Source organism: Nonomuraea sp. B10E15 (assembly GCF_039871615.1).
In the GTDB taxonomy this organism is placed as follows: Bacteria; Actinomycetota; Actinomycetes; order Streptosporangiales; family Streptosporangiaceae; genus Nonomuraea.
Genome location: NZ_JBDPMB010000019.1, coordinates 130,605 through 152,056 on the forward strand (window position 1 = coordinate 130,605; position 21,452 = coordinate 152,056).

Below are 21,452 nucleotides of genomic sequence, written 5' to 3' on the forward strand. Positions count from 1 at the left end.
GCCACGAAGAGGTTCACGAACGAGGCGGCGTCGGTGTGCCGTGCGCCCAGGTCGACGAGAGGGGCGGCCTTGGCTGCGGTTCTGTTCCAGTCGGCGCTGCGCGCCGCCGCGAGGATGCGGCCGGGCAGCCGCATCGTCCCGCGCGAGTCGGCTTCGCGGTCGAGGTCATCGATGGTCAGGTACGCCAGGAACGGCAGTGCCGGAAGGCTCCTTGTGGGCGCAGCCCGCGGTCGAACGGCCGGAGATGCCGGCGAGCACCCGGCGGAGTTCCGCCAGGGAGTCGTCCAGCGCGGCACGCTGGTCCGTGGCGCGCGCGATGTCGAGGGCGCTTTCGCAGATCCCGCCGTACAGCAGCGAGGTGGAGGGATCCAGCGGCCGTTCGGAGATGCACCCGGCCTCGACCGCGATGGCGAGCCCGCGCCGCATCTGGTCCTTGCATCCAGCCTGGATGTCGCGCATGGCGGACCAGCCGAGCGCGCCCGGCGCCTCCAGCAGGGTGATCCGGCGGACGGCGGGTTCCAAGGACGCTTCCAGCAGCGCGCGGCAGCCCGCGAACACTCCGTCCCATGGATCTGTCTGGGCTCGGAACGCCTGCCGGACGGTGGCGCCGAGCTCCTTCTGGTCGGCGGCGTAGACCTCGCGGAAGATGTGTTCCTTGTTGCTGAAGTGGTGATAGAAGGCGCCGCGCGTCACCTTGGCCCTGGCGCAGATCGCGTCCAGGGAGGTGGCGGTGAAACCTTCCTCGATGAAAAGCTCGCGAGCCGCCGCGACCAGGGCGCCCGTGGTCGCCCTGGTGCGTTCCTGCTGGCTCCGGCGCGCGCTTGTGTTCGTTGTCACCCTTATCCTCCCGATCTGAACCGAGGATAGAAGAACGTACGCGGCGTCGGCGTCCCGGACGAGCCGTGGCCGGTCGCCCTCACACGTCGAGCAGGGGCAGGACACGGGCGGCGAACCGTTCCACGGCCGCGTGGTGGTCGCCGGCCGCCAGGCGGATGACGAGGTGCCTGGCCCCTGCCCCGATGTAGTGGTTCAGCCAGGCGGCGGCGTCCGCCGGAGGGCCGGCGAACATGGCCTGGATTCTCTCCACCGTCTCCAACGGGGCGTTGTAGTAGCGCTCGATGCTCTTGCGCAGGAGCGTGCGCGCGTGCTGGGGATCGTCGTCAAGGCAGAGTGTCGCGTACAGGGCGGCGGTGACCGGACGGGGCGCCAGCCGGTGGACGGCCGCCCGCTCGCGAGCGTAGTCGGCGACGTCGGGCGGATAGGGCAACCAGCCGTCGCCCAGGCGGGCCACCCGCCGCAGGGAGGGTTCGCCGCTTCCCGCCAGCCAGATCGGCGGGCCGCCGGGACGGGCCGGAGCGGGCGCGAGAGTGACCCCGCTGAAGTCGAAGTGCCGGCCGGTGAACGACACGTCCTTACCGCTCCACAACCGCCGCATCACCTCGATCGACTCCTCGAGACGGCTGAAGCGGGTCCGGAAGGGGACGCCGATCGTGTCGAACTGCACCTGGGTGCCGGCGGTGGGGAATCCGGCTCCCATCCCGACGATCAGCCGTCCGCCGGCGAGCCGGTCCAGCGTGGCGAGCTGGTGCGCCACCAGGATCGGATGCCGGAGTGCGGGCAGCATCGTCGCGGTGCCGATCGTGAGCCGCGGTGCGGCGACGGCGACAGCGGACAGCAGGAGCAGGGGATCGGCGCGGGGCCGGGTGAGGGGGCTGTCTCCGGTCCAGACGGAATCGAACCCGAGTACGTCGGCGTGGCGGGCAAGCTCGATCAGCCGGGCCAGGTCGTCGTCACCGCCCGCGGCACGGTCGCGGGTCGGCAACAGGTAACCGATCTTCACCTCGGCCACGTCGCACCTTTCTGTACGGGATTTCGTTCCTGGCATCGGGTCAGGAGCCGCATGCGTCCTGCAGGAGGACGTCCGCCAGGGCGCGCGGTGCGATGACCATGGCGTCGTGGCCGGCGTCCAGGACCGTGGCCGCCCAGCCGTGCTCGTCGGCGATCCGAGCGAACGGCATGGGGCCACCGGGTGTGCAGAGCACGGCGCGGCACGGGATCGCGTCGACGGCCCCGGACAACCGGGCCGGCTCGGAGAATGTTCGCCGCGGATGGGACGTCAGCTTGGATTCCAGCCATGCGACCTGGTCCGGTTCCGTCACGCCGACGGTGGCCGCGGGGGCGGGCGGGATCAGGCCGTCGACGGTGACCGATTCGATCCAGTCGCGGAAGAAGGCGGGGGCCAGGTCGTCCAGTGACTCCCCGTCCCGGCCCGCCCAGGCGTCGACCATGGTGATGCGGGAGACGCGTTCCGGCATGCGGTCGGCGGCCTCGCGCACGACGAGACCGGCGTAGCTGTGCCCGACGAGCACGACGTCCCGGAGATCCTCGTACCTCAGCAGGCCCAGGACGTCGTCAGCGTGCGTCCGCAGGCCGATCTCGGGCCCCGCCAGGTGGGCGCGCTCACCGAGGCCGGTCAGCGTCGGGGTGTGGACCTCGTGCCCGGCCTCCCGCAACCGCGCGGCCACGCGGCGCCAGCACCAGCCGCCGTGCCAAGCACCATGAACCAGCACGTACGTCGTCATCGCGCCGCCTCTTCCGCACGCTCGCGCCAGGCGGTGAACTGTGCCGCCGCGGCCTCGGTGGACAGTCCGAGCTGCTCGCACATCTGATGGAAGTCGAAGAAGAACCGTTCGTGTGCGATCAGCCCGTCCCGCACGGTCCAGTGGCAGGCGAACGGCAGTGCGAAGGACCTGCCCGTGGGTTCGATCCCCACCAGGCTCTCCATCATGGTGGCCCGGACCGTCCCGGCGCCGACGGCCAGCTCACCGGCCTCGACGAGGTACTCCAACTCCACGCCGTAGTCGGGGAAGGCGCGCAGGAAGGCGGTGTTCTGCCGGGCGACCTCGTCCCAGCCGGTCGCGACGGCCCGGAAGGCGATCGTCTCGAAGACGACGTCCGGGTGACAGAACCGCATCGCCGCCGGGATGTCGGCACGGCTCTTCGCCCGTGCGTAGGCCCGTACGACCTCGGTCGGCGTGACGTGCTTCTCGGACATCTCCGTGTCTCCTCGTCTCACGCGGGCTCACCCACGGCGAGCACGATCTTGCCGGTGGTGTGGCCGTCGGCGATGCGGTCGTGGGCCGCGAGCGCCTGCGCCAGCGGGAACACCGCGTCGACATGCACCTTGAGCCGCCCGCCGGCGACGAGCTCGGCCAGCGCGCCGAGCCCCGCCCCGTCGGGGTCGACGAGGTAGTCCACGGCGCGCACGCCGAGCTCGCCGGCACGCTCGTGCAACCCCGGAGTCCAGGCTGCCTGGCCGCTGACCAGGACGCCGCCCGGCCGCAGGCATTCCAGCGTCGCGAGTGCCGCCCGGCCGCCGAACATCTGGATGACGACGTCCACGTCCCGCACCAAGGAGGACACCTCGGCCGTGGTGTAGTCGATCACCTCGTCCGCGCCCAGTCCGCGGACGAAGGCGTGTTTGGCGGCGCTCGCGGTGCCGGTCACGTGCGCGCCGCGGGCCTTGGCGATCTGGACCGCCAGGTGCCCCACGCCTCCGGCCGCGCCCGCGACCAGGACCCGCTGTCCGGGGGCGAGGGCGGCGACCTCGACGAGCATCTGCCACGCCGTCAGGCCGGCCAGCGGCAGCGCCGCCGCCTCGGTGAAGGCCAGGCCCTCCGGCATACGGGCGAAATGACGGGCGGGGGCGGTGACGTACTCGGCGTAGCCGCCTGCCGCGCGGGGGAACCACGGCATTCCGAAAACCCTGTCGCCCGGCTGGAACCGGGGCGTGCCGTAGCCGGTCTCCACCACCTCCCCGGCGACGTCCCAGCCGTTGATGAACGGCAGGTCGAGCACCCGGTTGTACGCCTGCCCGCGGCGTGTGTAGACATCCACCGGATTGACCCCGGCCGCCACGACCCTGACGAGCACCTCGCCGAAGACCGGCGCCGGTTTCGCCACCTCGACCAGCGCCATGGTCTCGGTGTCGCCCCACGCCGATTGTTGTATCGCCTGCATAAGCGTTCCTCCTGGAAATATCCCTCAGGAGATTACATACATACCGCATGTATGTAAATGTGCGGAACCTGACGGTCGATCGTCGTCGTGTTGGTGGTGGCCTTGGGGGTTACGGGTGAACTCGGCTGATCGGACTGCGCGCCCGGGACTTGCCAGGCTGGCGTCGGCGCGGGAGCCGGCGGAGGCGTTCACGCCGATAGCGGCCGAGATCGAGTGGGCGCGTGGCCGGACGCAGGATGAGAACCGTCTGTGGGCGTGAGCGGTGTGGCTGAAGTCATACCAGCGGCTCGGGTACTTCCCGAAAGGTCTGGGACGTTCCGGCGGTAGTGGTCGGGCACGTTCGCGGTGCGCTGGGGTTGGCCGACGAGGTGGAGTTGCGGCGAGCGGCGCCGATGTCGGCCAGCCGACATCGAGCGTTCGTCCGCAAGCGGCTGGGGGTGGTCCACGACGCGGCCCGGGTCCGGCAGGTCGCCGAGGAGGCGATCCGCACGGAGGTGAACACCGGGTTCTTCCAGACCGTGACCGGGCGGCTGGACGCGGCCGCGCGGACGGTGGCGCGGGAGGCGATCGAACTGGAAGCCGGCACCCCCGAGCGCAGCGTGCTCGAGGCGATGATCGTGCAGCGGCCCGGCCCTGCTGATGGGGCGGCCGAGGAGCCGGCAGGGCGTCGTCTGGGGCCGGCTATCGCGGCAAGAAGCTGACCGCAATTCTCTCTAGCCTCGCGGCATGGAGATGACTAAGCAAGATCCCGAACCCCGAGGTGAGAACACCGTTAACGGATTCGTTGTCGTTGACGGAGCCGCGTCTTTCATCGACTTCCTCGTCGCTGTCTTTGATGGGACTGAGCGGGAGGAAGCCCGTACCCCTGACTTCTACGCCGGAGACGGAACGCTGATCCACGCCGAAGTCAAACTCGGCAACTCGTTGCTCATGGTCGCTGACCGTAAGGCCGGCTGGCCGTTCACCCCGGCCCTGACCCAGGTGTACGTCGCCGACCCCGAGGAGACGATGCGCAGAGCGGTCGAACGCGGTGCGACCGTCGTCACTCCGGCGTCTCCCTTCTACGGCGGGTACGGTATCGCCCGGTTCCTCGACCCGTGGCACAACCTGTGGTGGCTGTTCTTTCCGGCGGCGGAAACCAGTCCGGCGGCCGGGGAGGAGTCGAGCTGGGAGGAATCCGCTGAACCCAGCACTGTCTACACGACGCTGCTCGATACGATGGTCAAGCTGGCCGACAGCCGATGATGTTCACGGCGCGGCGGGAGGTCGGCGGCCGCGGTGGCCATGGCGGTGGCCTGCCGCTCGATCTCGTCGTTGCTGTTGGTCAGGCTCGCGCGCGCCAGCCGCTGTCGATCAGTTCCACGGCCGGGACGAGCCCGGCGTTGACCGCCGGCTCCAGGTAGTTGCGGGCATCGGGCAGGGAGCCCTCGCGTTCCTTGTCGGTCGGCTCGTCCCACGTCGGCAGAAACGCGCAGTCGTGGGCGAGCTGCTGGCGGGCCTTGGCCGGGGCCAGCACACTCGGGTCGTCGAGCGGGATCCACGGCAGTGGCACGGCGCGCTCCTCGGGAAGTCGGGGCTGGTCAGTGGGGTTGCCCTCGGCAGCGGCCGCGAGGGTTTCGTGGACGACGCCGACGGATACCTTCACCCCGGCGGCGATGGTGCGGACGGATTCCCCGCGCCGCAGGAGGTCGTTGCGGCCGTAGCGGATGGGGTGGCGTGCCGGTGACGCCGCGCACGTGCATTGCCCGGCACCGTCCGGACGGCCGCAGGATGACCTCCGACACGCCTCGTGGTCCCGGTATGTCAGGAGACTCGCGGCCCGACCTCGGTAACCCGCACCGCCTCGGCATATCCCGTCGGCTGCTCGCCCTTGAAGACGACCTCGCAGGTGTACGTGGTCTTCGCGTTCAACGGCACGAGCACGGCATCGCGGCCTCGGCCATGTCAAGGGTCTTGCGGCGCAATTCGTACGCCAGATTCTCGCTCAACGTGGCGTCGTCGGCAGGAGACGGCTCCTCCTCCGGCATCGCGGGCGGTTCGGACAACTTCTGCGGAAGCACGGTGGCAGCCGATGCCGGCCGGGCAGCGGCGTCGTCGGAGCCGGGGCCCTCCCCCGCGCGCCCCGTGACCAGCAGCTCCACGACGCCGAGCATGGTTACCGGCCGCGGGTGCGCGTCAGCCCAGCGCTTTGCGCAGCAGCGCCGTCAACTGATCCTGTTCGTCGGGTGAGAGCCGTCCGACCGCCGTACGGGCGAAGGTGAAGGCCGTGGCGAACCGCTGGTTGGTCTCGTCTCCTCGGGGAGTTCGCGCGACGAGTCGTGCGCGGCGATCCCGGGGATTCGGCTCGCGGGTCACGAGGCCGAGCGCTTCGAGACGCGCGACGATCTGGGTGATGTTGGAGGCATCGCAGCCGAGCTCCTCGGCCAGGGCGCCCATGCCGCGTCGCTCGTCGAGTCGCCCGAGCACACATGCCTGCGCCGAGCTGAGCGACACCTCGGCCGCGGCCGCTTCGTAGGCGCGGTCATATATGTCCACCAGGTCGAACAAGACGGCTTCGGCCTTGGACGAGGTGGCTACGGGGCCGTTCGGCAGCGCCATGGCCGCCAGCTTAGCGGAGTTATTTGATTCACTCAAATAGCTGTGGTCCAATGATTCTTGATTCACTCAAATAACATGGAGGGCCGATGGACAGCAGAGCCGAGCGCAGAGCGGGCGGCGCGAACGTGGCGCCGCAGATGAACGCGGTCGTCCTTGACCGCTTCGGCGGAATCGACGAACTCTCAGCGCGCCGGATACCACTCCCGCAGGTCGGCGACGACGACGTCCTCATCCGGGTGGAGTTCGCAGGGGTCGGATCCTGGGACGCGGTCGAGCGCGAGGGGGACTACGACGGCGCCTTCGGCGTCGCGTCGGCCTTCCCCTATGTCCTCGGCTGGGACGCGGCGGGCACGGTGGCCGCGGTCGGGCGCAACGTCACCCGGTTCGACGTGGGCGAGCGTGTCTACGCTGCGACGATGCCGGTGCCGCGTGGCGGCTTCTACGCCGAGTACGGCGTCGTCGAGGCGGAGTACGTCGCGCGCGTGCCCGATCGGCTGCCGACGGAGCAGGCCGGCGCGATGGCCTGGGATGCCCTGACCGCACTGAGCGGCCTCGATCTGCTCGCCCTGCGGCCGGACCAGACGCTCATGGTCTTCGGGGCCAGCGGGGGCATCGGCCACCTGGCCGTGCAGTTGGCGCGGCACAACGGCATCCGAGTGCTGGCCGTGGCCTCGGGTGACGACGGTGTCGCCCTGGCCCGGCGGCTGGGCGCTGACCACGCCGTCGACGGCCGCAAAGACGATGTGTTGGCTGCGGCGTTCGATTTCGCACCGGGCGGGCTCGATGCGGCTCTGGTCACCGTGGGAGGCGAGATCGCTGAACGATCTCTTCGCGCGATCAACAACTCGGGACGGATCGCCTGGCCGAACGGTGTCCTGCCCGTGCTCGCGACGTCGCCGGGCGCGCCGGTGTCCTACTACGACGGGGATCGGAGCCGCACCACCACCGATCGGCTGAACGCGATCGTCCAGGCGAGTTCCTTCGAGGTCCACGTCGCCCGGACCTTCCCGATGGAGCGGGTCGAAGACGCGCATCGTGCCCTGAAGGATCACTATGTCGGGAAGCTGGCCCTCAAGGTCGGATAGGAAGCACGCCGTGAGGTTCCGTACCGGTCCCAACCTCTGACCGGCCCCTGTCATCTCGGCGGCCCTGAGCGACCACGCGCTGTTCGGCGGACGTGACCAGGTCGAACGCGAGGTCAGCCCGGGAAACTGGTGGGTCGGATGGCTGGCCTGCGGGCACGGGCGAGGGCCGGGGAGCCGGCCGACCCGGATGATCTGCCGCCGCCGTCGCCTGCGGTTCTCGCGCATCTGGCCGCCGGGCTGCCGCTGGGTGTGGAGTCCGACGTGGCCTTGTTCCGGGTCTTCAACGGGGCGGCTCGGCCGTTCGACGAGCCGGCCGCCCGGGCGATGCCGGAGTTGGCGCTGTCGCGGGCTACCGACCCGGCGGCCGCGGCCGACCGTGGCCGGGCCGCGTGGATGGACGCCCCTGACCTGCTGCCGCGATTCCGGGCGCGATACTGCACGTCGTGTCCGGGATGGGCCATGTCATGACTTCACCGGGCCTGCCCGAGGAGGTCGCCGACCTGATCCGGCTGTGATCCGCCTGCCGGGAGCGGGACCGCGCCGATGAGAGGCCGCGTGCTGAACCGCCGCCTGATGGCGGCGAGACCTGAGGCGGTTTCCTGGCGAGGCCCGGTGACGGGTTCGAGGTGGCCCCCAGGCCGCTCCCGTCCAACTCACTGACGCGACTCTTCGTCCGCATGCCCGTCACCCCTTTCTGTTCGTGGTGAGGTGGTTGTCAGTGGTCTGCTCGTTCCACTGGGCGAGCAGGTGCAGCGAGGTCTCGGACGAGCTGCCGGGCTCGACGTCGTAGATGAACAGCGTTTGGTCGGGGTCGTCGGCGGGGGTGAGGGCCTGGTAGGTGATGGTGAGGTCGCCGACGAGGGGATGGTGGTAGTCCTTGCTGCCGGTGGTGCGCTGGTGGACCTTGTTGTCGGACCAGTAGCGGCGGAATGATTCGCTGTGGATGGACAGGTTGCCGACGAGCGCATCCAGGGCGGGGTCGTCGGGGTGGCGGCCGGCGTCGCGGCGGAGCATGGCAGCCGTGTCGGCGGCGACGGCGGCCCAGTTCCCGTACAGCTCGCGCGCGTGTGGATCGAGGAAGACGAAGCGCGCCTGGTTGCGCTCGTCCGCGGGCATGGCCCGGAAATCGGCGATCAGGCGCCCGGCGAGCCGGTTGTGCGCCAGGACGTCCAGGCGGCGGCCCAGGACGAAGGCGGGCCGGCGCGCCTCCTCCAGAGTGTCCAGCAGCCGCCAGGTGGCGGGGTGGACGCGTTGCGGGCGCGGTCGCCGACGGCGCCGGGCGGGCTGCGGGCGGGCGAGGGTGTGCAGGTGCTCGCGTTCGGCGTCGTCGAGGTGGAGCGCGGTGGCCAGCGCGTCGAGCACCTCGGGTGAGGCGCTGCGGCTGCGGCCCTGTTCCAGACGGGTGTAGTAGTCCGCGCTCACTCCGGCCAGCCGGGCGAGCTCCTCGCGCCGCAGCCCGGACACGCGGCGCCGGCCCAGCGCCGGCTCGTCGATCCCGGCCTGGTGCGGGCTGAGCCGGGCGCGGGCCGAGCGCAGGAACCCCGCGAGCGGGGTGCTGGTGTGGTCACGCTCCATACCTCCAGTGTCGCCGCTTCCCGCAGGGCACCGCTCCGCAAGGGTGGCCCAGTTTGTCCCCCGATCGCTTGGGCTATATTCGAGCCTGTTATCGCTGCTCAGAGCTGGTTCAGTGGAAGCCAGGCCGGAAGCGGGGCGCACCGCGCCGCGACCAGTTCCGGCCCGTTCTCCCCATCAGCACGAAGGAGCTGTTCACATGTCCACGTGGTTCATCACCGGCGCTTCCCGGGGACTCGGTCTGCAGATCGCCCGCACCGCCGTGGCGCACGACGACACCGTGGTGGCGGCGGTCCGTGACCCGGCCGGCCTGCCCGACGATCTCAAGCGGTCCGACCGGGTGCTCGGCGTCCGGCTCGACGTTACCCGCAGCGAGGAGATCGTCCAGGCCGTCGAGTCGGCCACCCAGCGCTTCGGGAGCATCGACGTCCTGGTCAACAACGCGGGCCGGGGCCTGCTCGGCGCGCTGGAGGAGATCACCGACGCCGAGGCGCGCTCCCTGTTCGACCTCAACGTCTTCGCCCTGGCCAACCTCATCCGCGCCGTGCTGCCGGGCATGCGCGCCGCGGGTCGCGGGAAGATCGTCAACATCGGGTCCCGGTCCGGTTTCGAGGGCGAGCCTGGGGTGAGCATGTACGCTGCCTCGAAGTTCGCCGTCGCGGGCATCAGCGAAGCGCTGTCGGCGGAGCTGGCACCGTTCGGGATCCAGTGCATGGTCGTCGAGCCCGGCGTCATCCGCACCGACTTCCTCGATGCCAGCTCCCTGTCCACCGCCAAGCACCGCATCGGCGCCTACGACGGCACTCCCGCCCATGTCACCCTGGACTGGGCCGGTACGGCCAACCACACCCAGCTCGGCGACCCGGTCAAGAGCGCCGCTCTGATCTACGAGGTCACCTGCCAGGACAAGCTGCCGGGGCACCTGTACCTCGGGCCCGACACTCTCGAGCGGCTGCAGGTCAAACTGGACCGGATCGAGCAGGACGCGGCATCTTGGCGTGAGAAGTCTGCCGCCACCGCGCACGACGACGCCGCCGCGTGATCACAGACCGTAACCGTCGCAACGGAGGCGTTCGTCGCCGCCCCGCCCCGCCACGTCAACCCCACCGAGATCACCGTCCTGCCACCGCGCAGGTCGTCTGACGCGCCCTGAGCCGGATGATCGAGCGGACCTTCCACCACGCTTCGCAAGACTCTTGCGAGAAGCCGCACAAAGGTTTCCGCGACCTGCGAACACATCTGGCTGATCAGCGCCGGCCTGAGCTCCTGATGCATCCGGCATGGACGGCGAGCTGAAGAACCGAACCTCGCGATTGTGGCCAAAGCGTCCGTTGCATGGGCCTCCACAGCAGCTCCTCGAGTTCGGTCCGGGTAGGTGCCGGGGCGCGGGCGCGGGCCGAAAGTTCTGGTAGATCCCCGGCCCTGGACAGGGCCGTGCCGAAAATCCTTGCGCGTACACGCGGTGTAACCGTATATGTCACGTCAGGCCGACTACGTGACCGTCGATCTGCCGGACGCGATGCTCCCCGGCGCAGAGCCGCTGCAGCGGCCGGCCGCGACAGAGGCCGGCATCCCCGTCTTCCGCCGGGCCGGCGCGGCCTCGGTGCACGACGGGGTGCCCGAGTCTCTCCGGGAGCGCAAGGAGACTGTGTTCGTGCCGCCGGGATCCCCGTTCATGGAGGTCCTGCACTCGCGCCGGCCGCACTTCGAGCCCGTGCTGGACACCTCGCCCGGTACCTGGCTGGACCTGGTCCCCGACCGGGCGCGGACCATCCACGCGACCGGCATGCACTCGCTGATCGTCATTCCGCTGGAGGCGCGCGGCGACGTGCTCGGCGTCGCGGTGTTCGGGCGCACCTCCCACCCGGCGCCGTTCAGCAGGGACGACCTCCTCCTGGCTGAGGAGCTGGTCACGCGGGCCGCGCTCAGCCTGGCCAACGCGCGCCAGTACACGCGCGAGCGGCTGACCGCGCTCGCGCTCCAGCGCGACCTGCTGCCGCACGACCTGTGCGGCAGCAGCAACGTCGAGGTGGCCTCGCGCTACCTGCCCTCCGACACGCACGAGGGGGTGGGAGGCGACTGGTACGACGCCATCCACCTGCCCGGCGACCGCATCGCCCTAGTCGTCGTCGATGTGACCGGGCATGGCATCAACGCCGCAGCCGCCATGGGCCGGCTGCGCACCGCCGTGCGCACCCTGGCCTACCTGGACCTGCCGCCGGACGAGCTGCTCACCCACCTCGACCACCTGATGGCGAACGACGCCCGCGGCTTCGACGCCACGGGTGCCACCTGCCTGTACGCCGTCTACGATCCGCAGACCAGCCGCTGCACCATGGCCGCGGCCGGGCACCCGCCGCCCGCGATCGTGACCCCGTCCGGCGACGTGACCTTCCCGTCATTGCCCACCGGCACTCCGATCGGCGTGGGGCTGGGCACCCTCCAGTCGCACGACCTCCACCTGCCGGCCGGGACCCTGCCGGCCCTCTACACCGACGGCCTGATCGAGACGCGGCAGGCCGACCTCGACGCGGGCATGGCCAGGCTCGGCGACGCCCTCGTCCGAGCGACACTGCAGACGGCGACGCTCGAACGGGTGTGCGCGGCAGTGATCGGCTCCATCGTGGGCGACGCGCCGGCCGAGGACGACATCGCCGTGCTCATGGCCCGCATCCAGGCCTGACCCCCCACCCCGGATACCTCGCCGACCAGATGGCCCGAGGTAAGCGCGGAATGTAGCGCGGCCGAACACGCGTAGGGTGCCCACGGCATCGTCAACGACCCTGCACCCGGCCGTCCGCCGCTCCCCGCCGCCGTAGCTCACCCACGACAGCAAGGGGTGGCCGGGTGCGCGCGTCTGGATCACCTGCCGTGCCCCGGACATGACGCAGGCCCACCACCTGATTACGACGGGGACTGCGGCGGAGAATCAGGCCGACACGAGTTCCGCCAGCAGCTTCTCGATACGGCGGCGGATGTCGTCACGGATCGGCCGGACCGCTTCGATGTCCTGTCCGGCCGGGTCGTCGAGCTTCCAGTCCTCGTAGCGCTTGCCGGGGAAGATCGGGCAGGCATCGCCGCAGCCCATGGTGATGACCACGTCGCTGGCCTGTACGGCGTCGACGGTCAGAACCTTGGGCTGCTCAGCGGTGATGTCGATGCCGACCTCGCGCATCGCTTCGGCGGCGACCGGGTTGACCTGATCGGCCGGCGCCGATCCGGCGGAGCGGACCTCGACGCGGTCTCCTGCCAGGTGGGTGAGCCAGCCGGCGGCCATCTGGGAGCGTCCGGCGTTGTGCACGCAGACGAACAGCACGCTGGGCTTGTCGGGGGTGCGGTCAGGCACGGGTGGGCTCCTTGCGGGTGAACAGGCGGCGGCCGGCCAGGCTGACGTAGACCAGGGCGACCAGGACGGGAACCTCGATGAGCGGGCCGACCACTCCGGCCAGGGCCTGGCCGGAGGTGACGCCGAAGACGCCGACCGCGACCGCGATGGCCAGCTCGAAGTTGTTGCCGGCGGCGGTGAAGGCGAGCGTCGTGGTCTTGTCGTAGGACAGGCCGATCGCCTTGCCGGTCAGGAAGCCGCCGCCCCACATGAGGGCGAAGTAGGCCAGCAACGGCAGCGCGATGCGGGCCACATCGGCCGGTTGGGAGGTGATGGTGTGGCCTTGCAGGGCGAACAGGATGACGATGGTGAACAGCAGCCCGTACAGGGCGATCGGGCCGATGCGCGGCAGGAAGCGCTGCTCGTACCAGTCGCGGCCACGGGAGCGTTCGCCCAGCTTGCGCGAGGCGTAACCGGCGGCCAGCGGGATACCCAGAAAGACCAGCACGTAGAAGGCGATGTCGAAGGCCGACACCTCCAGCTCCGAGCCCGGCAGGCCGAGCCGGCCGGGCAGCACCTGCAGGTAGAACCAGCCCAGCGCGCCGAACGCGATCACCTGGAAGATGGAATTGAGCGCGACCAGAACGGCGGCGGCCTCCCGGTTCCCGCAGGCCAGGTCGTTCCAGATGAGCACCATGGCGATGCAGCGCGCGAGCCCGACGATGATCAGTCCAGTGCGGTACTCGGGCAGGTCGGGCAGGAAGATCCAGGCCAGCGCGAACATCAGCGCCGGGCCGAGCACCCAGTTGAGCACCAGCGAGGAGACCAGCAGACGGCGGTCGCCGGTGACGGTGTTCAGGCGGTCGTAACGGACCTTGGCCAGCACCGGGTACATCATCAACAGCAGGCCGAGCGCGATCGGCAGCGAGATCTCACCGATCTTGACGGCGTCCAGCGCGGTGTCCAGGCCGGGCAGCAGACGCCCGAGCAGCAGCCCGACGCCCATGGCCGCGATGATCCACACCGGCAGGAACCGATCCAGCATCGACAGAGCGCCGATCACGCCGGCCGGTGGCGCGGTGGCCTGTGCGGGTCGAGCCGACATCACCGTGACACCGCCGCTGCAGCGCCCGGCAGGCCGGCAGACCCGCTGGCAGACCCGCTGGCAGACCCGCTGGCGGGCCCACCAGCGGGCAACGTCAGCAGCGCCGACAGCTCGCCCAGCGTTTCGGGCACCAGCCGGTAGTGCACCCACGAGGCGCGCCGCTCGGAGGTCAGCAGGCCGACCTCCTTGAGTACCTTCAGGTGGTGGCTGATGGTGGGCTGGGACAGCTCGAAGGCGTCGGTGATGTCGCATACGCACACCTCGCCGCCGGCGCGGCTGGCCACGATCGACAGGATGCGCAGCCGTACCGGGTCGCCCAGCGCCTTGAACACCCGTGCCACCCCGGCCGCCTGCTCGGCGTCCAGCGGCTCGCGGGTCAGCGGCGGGCTGCACTCCAAGATCTCCAGCAGTTCCATCCACTACCCTCCCGTATAGATGTTCATCGAAATTGATGCATGTCTATATTGACATCTGTCTCTACCTGCTTGGAACAAGGGTGGCTGCTCTCAGCCGGCCGGGATAGGTCGCGCAGGTGAACGCCGGGCCAACGGCGGCCCTTGCGGTCTTTCAGGCTCCGATCACAACACTGCGGCGTTCGATCAGCAGCACGTCCCGCCAGACGCCGCGGTGGCGGCCGATGCGTTCGCGCGTGCCCACCATCCGAAAACCGAGCGCCTGATGCAGACTCAGGCTCGCGGCGTTCTCGCCGAACACGCCCGACTGGATGGTCCACACGCCGGCGTCATCGGCTGCGGCGATGAACGCCGACAGCAGCGCGCGGCCGATGCCGTGGGCCTGGCAGCCGGGGTGGACGTAGATGCTGTGCTCGACCACGCCCGCGTAGACCGGGCGGCCGGAGACCGCCGAGGCGGCCACCCAGCCGAGCACCTCGCCGGAGTCGCTATCGGCCGCCACATACCGCAGATGCGGCAACCGGCTCGCGGTGAACCCCTCCCAGCCGGGCGCGGTGGTCTCGAAACTGGCCTGGCCGGTGTCCAGCCCGGCCTGGTAGATCGCCAGCACCTCGGCGGCGTCGCCCTCACGCATCGGCCGGATCTCCAGGCCGGGCCCGATGGCGGGTTTGACGGCCTGGACGATGGCCGAGTGCACCCCGTCGCCGTGATCGGCGGTCAACGTGATGGCGATCTTGACGAAGCCGGCAGCGGCCAGCAGGTCCCGGTACTCCCGTACGGCGAGCGACCCGGCCGCGCAGCCGATGCGCTGCTCAGCCCGCTGCCGCGCCCGCTCGTCCCGGACGTGCGCGGTGACAACGTCGCTGACGCCGAACCGGCCGCCGGGCCGCAGTACCCGGAACGCCTCGGCCAGCACGGCCGCCTTGTCCCCGGACAGGTTGATCACGCAGTTGGAGATGACCACGTCGACCGCGTGACCGGGCAGCGGGATCGCCTCGATCGTGCCGTGCAGGAACTCCACGTTGGCCGCGCCGGCCTGCTCGGCGTTGCGCCGGGCCAGACTCAGCATGTCCGTGCTGGCGTCCACCCCGTACGCCGTCCCGGACGGGCCGACGCGGCGCGCCGACAGCAGCACGTCGATGCCGCCGCCCGAGCCGAGGTCGAGCACCGTCTCGCCGAGTCGCAGGTCGGCGACGGCCACCGGGTTGCCGCAGCCCAGGCTGGCTCGCACCGCCCCCTCGGGGAGCACGGTCAGGTCGTCGTAGCCGGCCGCGCCGAAGCCGCCCTGTACGAAGGCGTCCTGCCGGCAGTCGGCGACCGTCCGGCCGGCGTCCGCGGCGCGGGCCAGGGCCGAGTAGTGGTCGATGATCTCGTCGTGCGCCATGACCAGGCTCCTTCACTCGCAGGTGGGCGCTGCCGGGACGGGGTTGCCCATGACCACGTCGGCGGCGGTCGGGAAACAGTTCACGCAGTTCTCGTTGATCCGGTACAGGCTGGACGTGCCCTGCCGATCGATCAGGACGAACCGCACCTCGGCCAGGATCTTCAGATGGTGGGAGACGGTGGACTGGCCCACCCCGGAAGCGGCCACGATCTCCCCCACGCTCATCGGCGCGCGCCGCCGCGCCAGCAGCGAAACGATCTGGATGCGGGTGGCGTCAGCCAAAGCCTTGAACCAGCTCGCGTACTCCTCGGCCTCCGCACGCGGCAAGGGCCCCTTGTTCTCGTTCATCGTTCATCGACGATATTCGATTAATTAGGCGAGCGGAAGCCCGGTTCTTCCTTCTCGCCCAGGCCATCCATGTACGTGACAACGAACTGTTATCACGTACATGAGCGATCACGACGGCGCGGGACCAGGAGAAATCCTCCACTGGGCGGTGCGCCGAGGCTCTCGCCGCCCTCGCCGCGCGAGACGGCGCGCCGCCGACCGGCTAGCGCCCCACCACGCTGGCCGTCGTCCGTCATCATCCGGACTGTGAACTGGCCAGCTCTCCGGTCAGCCATCGAACCGGCGTTGGCCAGCCTGATGGCCCAGGTGACGAATGCTGTTTCCCGCTCTGGCGCTCCTCCTACGCGTTGAGCAGCATGACGGTCGCCACCAGCAGCCGGGCGGCGGCCATCAGTGTGTCCGGCTCAACGCGATCCGGAGTCTCTGCTGGAGTCTGGTAGCCGGGCATGCCCATGCCGATGCCGATCGAGGCCAGGCCGGCGGCGGCGTAGCGGCGGTTGTCGGAGGCCATCGCGCCCGCCTTCAATGGCACGCCGGTCAGGCGGGCGGCCTGGTCCAGGGCGGCCAGCAAAGCGTGGGCGGGTCCGCCCGCCTCGACAGCGGCGGCCTCGTGCAACTGCGCGGCACCGTCGAGGTTGATCACGAGCGTGTCCGGTGGCAGGGCGGCGGCGTGATGGGCCGAGCCCCACGCGCCCGCCTCCTCCGCGTCCAGGAAGGCCACCGTCAGCTCCAGCTCCCCGGGTGGCGCAGCGGCCGCCAGCACGCGAGCGGCCTCCAGGACCGCGGCCACCCCGGAGGCGTTGTCGGCGGCCGCGGGCAGGCGCCGGCCGGGATCGTCGCCGACGCCGTCGTAGTGCGCGCTCAGCAGTATGCGCAGCCCGGCCGGTGCGCCACCGTGATCGGTGCCGCCTCTGCCGCCGTCGGCCGGGCTGCCGGTCGGGGTGCTCGTTTCGGTACGAGGAGGGCGCGGGAAGCGGGCGTAGACGTTGCGGCCTCGGGTGGCGACCTGCCGCAACGGCATCGAGCCGGTCACCTGAACCGGGCCGCCATCCAGCGCTTCGGCCAGGCGCCTGTGGACCTCAGGGTGCACGGCGATGACGGCCACCGTGCGGGCAGCCGGACCGGCGATCATCTTGGGCATCCAGCCTTCGGCGTCGGTGCCGCGTACGGTCAGCACTCCGGCCGCGCCCTGCGCCTCGGCCAGCTCGCACGCTCGCCCCCAGGTGGTGGCGTCGGCCAGTACCCATCGGCCGCGCAGGCCGGCCGGCGAGCCGGTCTCGGAGCCGGTCTCGGGGGCCTTGGTCAGGAGGGCGGTGCGCGGGTGCGAGAGTTCGGTGGAGGCCAGGTGTTCGACGAAGTCACGGCGGTGTTCCAGGCGCCGCGTCTGCCCGGCGCTGCTCCATTCGAGCACGGGCGTCTCATACAGTTCGCGCAGCCCTGCAACGTCGAACTCCGACACCTGCACCTGCGCGCCCAGCTCGCCGAGTTGCTCGGCGAGCCAGACAGCGGCCGCGCGGCCTCCGGGCGAGCCCACACGCCGCCCGGCGTAGCGGTCGCCGGCCAGCTCGCGCACCGTGGCGTGCATGCGGGTGGCCGACACCGCCTCCACCAGAGCGGCCAGATCCGGCTCGCCCTGGCCGAGGTCGGATGTTGTGCAGGTCATCCGCAGCACCCGGCGGCACCCTGAAAACCGGCCTGAGAGTCGGCCCGGAGACCGGCCGGAGCCGGGTCCTGCCCGCAGCAACCTCTATGAGCCGCCTGCTCGGCGGCGGCCGGCTCCGCGCTCTGCCCTGCGAGGGCGGATGGCTCGCCGGTGGGGGCGGAGGGGCCGCCACAGCAACCTCCCGCAGCGGGCGGGGCGAATGCCTCATCCAGGTTCCCGAGGAAGCCGCCGCTGGCCTGGTTCGTCATCGTGTCTCCCTACTGAGCAGGGCGGAGTGCCCACCCCAGCCCAAAATTAGATGAATGTCGAAGCAGATGCCACGATCTCAGAACATTTTGATATCCGTCAAGATAGATGAGCATCTAATCATGATGGGTCTAGTTGCTAGGCGCGACGCGAAGCGTACTGCGGCTGGGTGAGTGATCTCGGCGGCGAGCTGCCGGGCGGTACAGCCGGCGCCGATCAGGGCGGCCGAGGCGGGCCCGGTCCAGTCGCCATAGCCGAGCAGGTGCAGGCGGGACGGACATGGGCTCTGGCCTTGAGCACGCCCCGCTCGCGGGCCTCGCGCACGGGCGGGACGGCCATGCTCCCGGCCTGCTCGCCCGCCTGGGCGGGCGGTGGCGGCGGGTGGCCAGGTCGAACAGGGCGCGGCCGTCGATCTCGATGATCACGCGCTCGCCGCGCGGTGTGCACATGTGTGCCGCGAGCTGTACTGGGCCGGCGAGAACAGGCGCAGGCTGTCCCAGAGGTGCCGTCAAGCGCCGCCGGCGCTGTCCTGAGCGTCGAGGATGACGAAGTCGGCTCTCGCGCGGCGCAGATAGTAGCTGGCGGCCAGGCCCGCCGGCCCGCCGCCGACACCTGGACGTCGACGGGCCGGGGCGACCGTCATGCGGGCAGCAGCTCCAGCTCAGTGCGTCCCGCCGCAGGCCGGGGGGCGGGTCCAGGAGTGGACTCGGTGAGCGGGGCGAACAGGGCGCCAAGCTTGTTCACCGCCTCGGGGATGATGCGGTAGTAGACCCAGGTGCCGCGGCGTTCGCCGTCGATCAGCCCGGCGGTGCGCAGGACCTTGAGGTGGTGGGAGATCGTGGGGGCGGTCAGGTCGAAGGCGTCGGTCAGGTCGCAGACGCATGCCTCGCCGCCGGCGTGCGAGCCGATCATCGACAGCAGGCGCAGCCGTACCGGGTCGGCGACCGCCTTGAGCATGACGGCGAGTTCGGCAGCAGTGTCCTCGGCCAGCGGTTCACGGGCGATCGGGGCGCAGCACTGGCCGGTGGGGACGGTCATGACAACCCCTTCTGATTCGAATTATGTCTAAATTATAGGCGGTGGGACGGGAGCGGCGCGAGCGCCGCCCATCGCGGACAGCGCTCCAGCGTTGCCCGGCCGCCCCGCTGCCGGAGGTAGCCGCAGGGATCAGCGCGGCCGTGCACGCCTTCCGCCTCAAGGCCCTGTCGGCCGGTTCAGTGGAGTAGTGGCGGGCGTGCGGCAGGCGCTGCGCAACAGCGCCGCGATGGTCTGCTCCCACGGTTCGCACCGACGCCGGTGTCGATCTCGGTCTCGTGGCCGCGGATCACGGTGGCATCGCACAGATGGGCGGCGCGATGCAGAGACCCCGCAGGCGCGAGCCGAGATGCAGGAGATCATCTCGCTGCGGTACCCACAATCTGTCCCGGGCCGCCGTCGGGCCGGCCGTGGCCGAGCGGGACTGCGGAAGTTGCCGTTGTGCGGCAACGTACTACCCGTCAGGGCTGCGGCCGGTAGTCCTAGTCGTATGTCGCGTTCTCCCGGCAGTCTTCGGTTGGGGACAACAGCCGGGGGTGAAACTGTGCTGGAGAAAACTGCTGTGACGGTTCGGACGTCACGGTGTGGCGAGGCGCATTGGGCCGCGCATGGCAAGAGGCGGATGGATCTCATCCAGTGGGGCCATGTCGGCGTCGTGAGGGCCCATGACAGCTTCGACATCAGCAGGGGCGGCACCTTCACTGTTGATGCGGTCCCGTTGATCCGGGGTGAGATTCGACGGCACCTCCGCGCGTGGCGTCGTTGTCGCGATGCATGGCCACCGACGCCGGCCGGGGCTCGCACCGCAATGTGGCGTCTGCCAGGTGCACGTGTCGCGAGTGCAGGCGAGGGTGTGGTCGCACCTGCGTGAACGTCTGCAGCCGCGTGAGCCGATGCGGCGCCGGCACCGAGCCGGGCCGCTTGCGGCGACGACCTTGAAGCGGTCGCAACGTTTCGGCTCGGTCGCAGGAGGACGAGGTCCCGCCTGCCGTACAACGTGGAGTATTCATGACTGGCCCCGCGCGTAGCGCACCCCGCCTGTTCGGACGGCGCTCCTGGGCTGAAGCCCGTCGCATCGCAGACATTCTCCGCAAGGAGACCATCGGCGGCGCCCTGCTGCTGGCGGGTGCGGCACTGGCCATGGCGTGCGCCAACTCCCCGTGGTCAGCCGCCTATGAGGAGGTCCGCAGCTTCACCATCGGCCCTGCCTGGCTGCACCTGAACCTCGACATGGCCACCTGGGCAGCTGACGGGCTGCTGGCGATCTTCTTCTTCGTGGCCGGCCTGGAACTCAAACGCGAGTTCGTCGCCGGGGATCTGCGCCAGCCACGGCGGGCCGCAGTGCCGGTCGCCGCCGCCCTCGGAGGCGTGATCGTCCCGGCCGCGCTCTATCTGTCGCTCACCCGGAACGTCGACGGCGCCGCCGCAGGTTGGGCGATCCCCACCGCGACCGACATCGCCTTCGCGCTGGCGGTGCTCGCGGTGATCGGCCGATTCCTGCCCGCGGCGCTGCGCACGTTCCTGCTGACCCTGGCCGTGGTCGATGACCTGCTGGCGATCGTCATCATCGCCGTCTTCTACACCAGCGACCTCGCGCCGATGCCGTTGCTGGTGGCGCTGATTCCACTGGCGATCTTCACTGTGCTGGTGCAGCACCGGCTGCGTTCCTGGTGGCTGCTGCTGCCGCTGGCGATAACGGCCTGGGCTCTGGTGCACGCCTCGGGCGTGCATGCCACCGTCGCCGGCGTGCTGCTGGGCTTCGCCGTGCCGGTCATGCGCAGCCGGCGCGCGGGCGGGCCGGAAACCGGGCCGGGATTGGCCGAGCACTTCGAGCACCGGTTCAGGCCGCTCTCAGCCGGGGTGGCGGTGCCCTTGTTCGCGTTCTTGTCGGCGGGCGTGCAGCTGGGTGGGCTGAACGGTGCCTTCACCGCCCTGAGCGACCCGGTCGCCCTTGGCATCGTGGTCGGTCTGGTCGTCGGCAAACCCATCGGGATCATGGTCGCGACCTGGCTGGTGGCTCGGTTCACCCGTGCTCACCTCGACGAGGGGTTGAGTTGGGTCGATGTGCTGGGGTTGTCGATTCTGGCCGGCATCGGCTTCACAGTGTCGTTGCTCATCGGCGAGCTGGCCTTCGGCGCCGGTGGCGCGCGCGGTGACTACGTCAAGATAGCCGTGCTCGGCGGCTCTGTCGCCGCAGCGCTGCTGGCGTCTGTCATCTTGCGCCTGCGTAACCGTGTCTACCGGCGCCTGCACGAGGCCGAGACCGCAGACCAGGACGGTGACAGCATTCCTGATGTCTATCAGAGCCACGTCGCTCCCCTGGACCACCATGTCGATCATGGCAACCGCGCCGGCCGTCACCATCCTGCCCACCACGGTCGCGTGAACCATGCGCGGCACGGGCAACGGAACAAGCCGGTGTGACCCTCAATCCGTGTGCAGCACGTGGCCGTGGTCGCCGGCATAGGCGTGAGACCCGCCGCAGGGACCAGCCATTCCAGACCGCTTCTTCTCCGGTTGATCGCTGCAACTCCCATTGCCGGACTTCGGTAAGCAGGAACCGACAAATCTGCCTATAGCCATCCTTATCTTGCCGAACAGTCCCATTTCGGGAGAATCTGGAACTATGACTGATTGCTGGGACAGGGAACATCAGCA

The 21,452-nt window shown here is 70.2% G+C and carries 23 protein-coding genes and 2 pseudogenes; 7 read left to right on the forward strand and 18 right to left on the reverse strand.

Annotated features, from left to right (window positions below; genetic code table 11):
* Positions 1 to 165 precede the first annotated feature (165 nt).
* The 5 genes from ABGB14_RS37580 to ABGB14_RS37600 all read right to left on the reverse strand — a co-directional run bounded on the left by ABGB14_RS37580 (position 166) and on the right by ABGB14_RS37600 (position 4,020).
* Positions 166 to 837: a helix-turn-helix domain-containing protein gene (locus tag ABGB14_RS37580; protein ID WP_347648607.1), complete on the reverse strand. Its 672-nt coding sequence runs from the start codon at positions 835 to 837 to the stop codon at positions 166 to 168.
* 79 nt (positions 838 to 916) lie between these two features.
* Positions 917 to 1,849 carry an LLM class flavin-dependent oxidoreductase gene (locus tag ABGB14_RS37585; RefSeq protein WP_347648608.1) on the reverse strand — a complete coding sequence of 311 codons (933 nt, stop codon included), beginning with the start codon at positions 1,847 to 1,849 and terminating at the stop codon, positions 917 to 919.
* Between the two features lie 40 nt (positions 1,850 to 1,889).
* On the reverse strand, positions 1,890 to 2,582 hold the full coding sequence (locus tag ABGB14_RS37590; RefSeq protein WP_347648609.1) for an alpha/beta fold hydrolase: 693 nt from the start codon (positions 2,580 to 2,582) through the stop codon (positions 1,890 to 1,892).
* The gene (locus tag ABGB14_RS37595) at positions 2,579 to 3,055 is read right to left on the reverse strand and encodes an ester cyclase (RefSeq protein ID WP_347648610.1); all 477 of its coding nucleotides are present in this window, start codon (positions 3,053 to 3,055) and stop codon (positions 2,579 to 2,581) included. The genes ABGB14_RS37590 and ABGB14_RS37595 overlap by 4 nt, the downstream gene beginning before the upstream one ends.
* 17 nt (positions 3,056 to 3,072) lie before the next feature.
* A complete protein-coding gene (locus tag ABGB14_RS37600) occupies positions 3,073 to 4,020 on the reverse strand; it encodes an NADP-dependent oxidoreductase (RefSeq protein ID WP_347648611.1) in 948 nt (315 codons plus the stop codon).
* Positions 4,021 to 4,376: 356 nt separating this feature from the next.
* Here ABGB14_RS37600 and ABGB14_RS37605 point away from each other — a divergent pair, with 356 nt between their 5' ends.
* On the forward strand, positions 4,377 to 4,721 hold the full coding sequence (locus ABGB14_RS37605) for a hypothetical protein (RefSeq protein ID WP_347648612.1): 345 nt from the start codon (positions 4,377 to 4,379) through the stop codon (positions 4,719 to 4,721).
* A gap of 25 nt (positions 4,722 to 4,746) precedes the next feature.
* A complete protein-coding gene (locus tag ABGB14_RS37610; protein ID WP_347648613.1) occupies positions 4,747 to 5,265 on the forward strand; it encodes a VOC family protein in 519 nt (172 codons plus the stop codon).
* Between the two features lie 79 nt (positions 5,266 to 5,344).
* On the opposite strand, the gene ABGB14_RS37615 is transcribed toward ABGB14_RS37610, so the two are convergent.
* From ABGB14_RS37615 to ABGB14_RS37625, 3 genes are all read right to left on the reverse strand, one after another.
* Entirely contained in the window at positions 5,345 to 5,665 is a 321-nt protein-coding gene (locus ABGB14_RS37615) for a hypothetical protein (protein WP_347648614.1), read from the reverse strand.
* 262 nt (positions 5,666 to 5,927) lie between these two features.
* Entirely contained in the window at positions 5,928 to 6,161 is a 234-nt protein-coding gene (locus ABGB14_RS37620) for a hypothetical protein (protein ID WP_347648615.1), read from the reverse strand.
* 34 nt (positions 6,162 to 6,195) lie between these two features.
* Positions 6,196 to 6,618, reverse strand: a complete 423-nt coding sequence (locus ABGB14_RS37625; protein ID WP_347648616.1) for a MarR family transcriptional regulator — start codon at positions 6,616 to 6,618, stop codon at positions 6,196 to 6,198.
* Between the two features lie 86 nt (positions 6,619 to 6,704).
* On the opposite strand from ABGB14_RS37625, the gene ABGB14_RS37630 reads away from it, so the two are divergent.
* Together ABGB14_RS37630 and ABGB14_RS37635 are read left to right on the forward strand one after the other, a co-directional pair.
* Positions 6,705 to 7,703 (forward strand): NADP-dependent oxidoreductase, encoded by a 999-nt coding sequence (locus ABGB14_RS37630; protein ID WP_347648617.1) that lies wholly within the window; start codon positions 6,705 to 6,707, stop codon positions 7,701 to 7,703.
* A 138-nt stretch (positions 7,704 to 7,841) separates the two neighbouring features.
* Positions 7,842 to 8,171, forward strand: coding sequence for a hypothetical protein (locus tag ABGB14_RS37635; protein ID WP_347648618.1), 330 nt, complete (start codon positions 7,842 to 7,844; stop codon positions 8,169 to 8,171).
* Positions 8,172 to 8,387: 216 nt separating this feature from the next.
* On the opposite strand, the gene ABGB14_RS37640 is transcribed toward ABGB14_RS37635, so the two are convergent.
* Positions 8,388 to 9,278 (reverse strand): helix-turn-helix transcriptional regulator, encoded by an 891-nt coding sequence (locus tag ABGB14_RS37640; RefSeq protein WP_347648619.1) that lies wholly within the window; start codon positions 9,276 to 9,278, stop codon positions 8,388 to 8,390.
* A gap of 196 nt (positions 9,279 to 9,474) precedes the next feature.
* Between ABGB14_RS37640 and ABGB14_RS37645 the strand changes: the two genes are divergently transcribed.
* Positions 9,475 to 10,317, forward strand: a complete 843-nt coding sequence (locus ABGB14_RS37645; RefSeq protein WP_347648620.1) for an SDR family oxidoreductase — start codon at positions 9,475 to 9,477, stop codon at positions 10,315 to 10,317.
* A gap of 432 nt (positions 10,318 to 10,749) precedes the next feature.
* Positions 10,750 to 11,958, forward strand: a complete 1,209-nt coding sequence (locus tag ABGB14_RS37650; protein WP_347648621.1) for a GAF domain-containing SpoIIE family protein phosphatase — start codon at positions 10,750 to 10,752, stop codon at positions 11,956 to 11,958.
* Positions 11,959 to 12,204: 246 nt separating this feature from the next.
* On the opposite strand, the gene ABGB14_RS37655 is transcribed toward ABGB14_RS37650, so the two are convergent.
* The 9 genes and pseudogenes from ABGB14_RS37655 to ABGB14_RS37695 all read right to left on the reverse strand — a co-directional run bounded on the left by ABGB14_RS37655 (position 12,205) and on the right by ABGB14_RS37695 (position 18,797).
* Positions 12,205 to 12,621, reverse strand: a complete 417-nt coding sequence (locus tag ABGB14_RS37655) for an arsenate reductase ArsC (RefSeq protein WP_347648622.1) — start codon at positions 12,619 to 12,621, stop codon at positions 12,205 to 12,207.
* Positions 12,614 to 13,705 carry an ACR3 family arsenite efflux transporter gene (arsB, locus tag ABGB14_RS37660; protein WP_347648623.1) on the reverse strand — a complete coding sequence of 364 codons (1,092 nt, stop codon included), beginning with the start codon at positions 13,703 to 13,705 and terminating at the stop codon, positions 12,614 to 12,616. The genes ABGB14_RS37655 and arsB overlap by 8 nt, the downstream gene beginning before the upstream one ends.
* The gene (locus ABGB14_RS37665) at positions 13,705 to 14,121 is read right to left on the reverse strand and encodes a metalloregulator ArsR/SmtB family transcription factor (protein ID WP_347648624.1); all 417 of its coding nucleotides are present in this window, start codon (positions 14,119 to 14,121) and stop codon (positions 13,705 to 13,707) included. Before ABGB14_RS37665 ends, arsB begins: the two co-directional genes overlap by 1 nt.
* Before the next feature lie 151 nt (positions 14,122 to 14,272).
* Entirely contained in the window at positions 14,273 to 15,502 is a 1,230-nt protein-coding gene (locus tag ABGB14_RS37670) for a GNAT family N-acetyltransferase (protein WP_347648625.1), read from the reverse strand.
* A 12-nt stretch (positions 15,503 to 15,514) separates the two neighbouring features.
* Positions 15,515 to 15,850 carry a metalloregulator ArsR/SmtB family transcription factor gene (locus tag ABGB14_RS37675; RefSeq protein WP_347648626.1) on the reverse strand — a complete coding sequence of 112 codons (336 nt, stop codon included), beginning with the start codon at positions 15,848 to 15,850 and terminating at the stop codon, positions 15,515 to 15,517.
* 340 nt (positions 15,851 to 16,190) lie between these two features.
* A complete protein-coding gene (locus tag ABGB14_RS37680) occupies positions 16,191 to 17,513 on the reverse strand; it encodes a M28 family peptidase (protein WP_347648627.1) in 1,323 nt (440 codons plus the stop codon).
* Positions 17,514 to 17,838: 325 nt separating this feature from the next.
* Positions 17,839 to 18,030, reverse strand: a pseudogene (locus ABGB14_RS37685) (hypothetical protein); the annotation flags it as partial.
* Positions 18,031 to 18,270: 240 nt separating this feature from the next.
* A pseudogene (locus tag ABGB14_RS37690) lies at positions 18,271 to 18,402 on the reverse strand (NAD(P)-binding protein); the annotation flags it as partial.
* Complete coding sequence (locus tag ABGB14_RS37695) at positions 18,399 to 18,797, reverse strand: metalloregulator ArsR/SmtB family transcription factor (RefSeq protein ID WP_347648628.1); 399 nt, start codon at positions 18,795 to 18,797, stop codon at positions 18,399 to 18,401. The gene ABGB14_RS37695 and the pseudogene ABGB14_RS37690, both read right to left, overlap by 4 nt.
* 1,005 nt (positions 18,798 to 19,802) lie before the next feature.
* Between ABGB14_RS37695 and nhaA the strand changes: the two genes are divergently transcribed.
* Positions 19,803 to 21,218 (forward strand): Na+/H+ antiporter NhaA, encoded by a 1,416-nt coding sequence (gene nhaA / locus ABGB14_RS37700; RefSeq protein ID WP_347648629.1) that lies wholly within the window; start codon positions 19,803 to 19,805, stop codon positions 21,216 to 21,218.
* Positions 21,219 to 21,452: the final 234 nt, after the last annotated feature.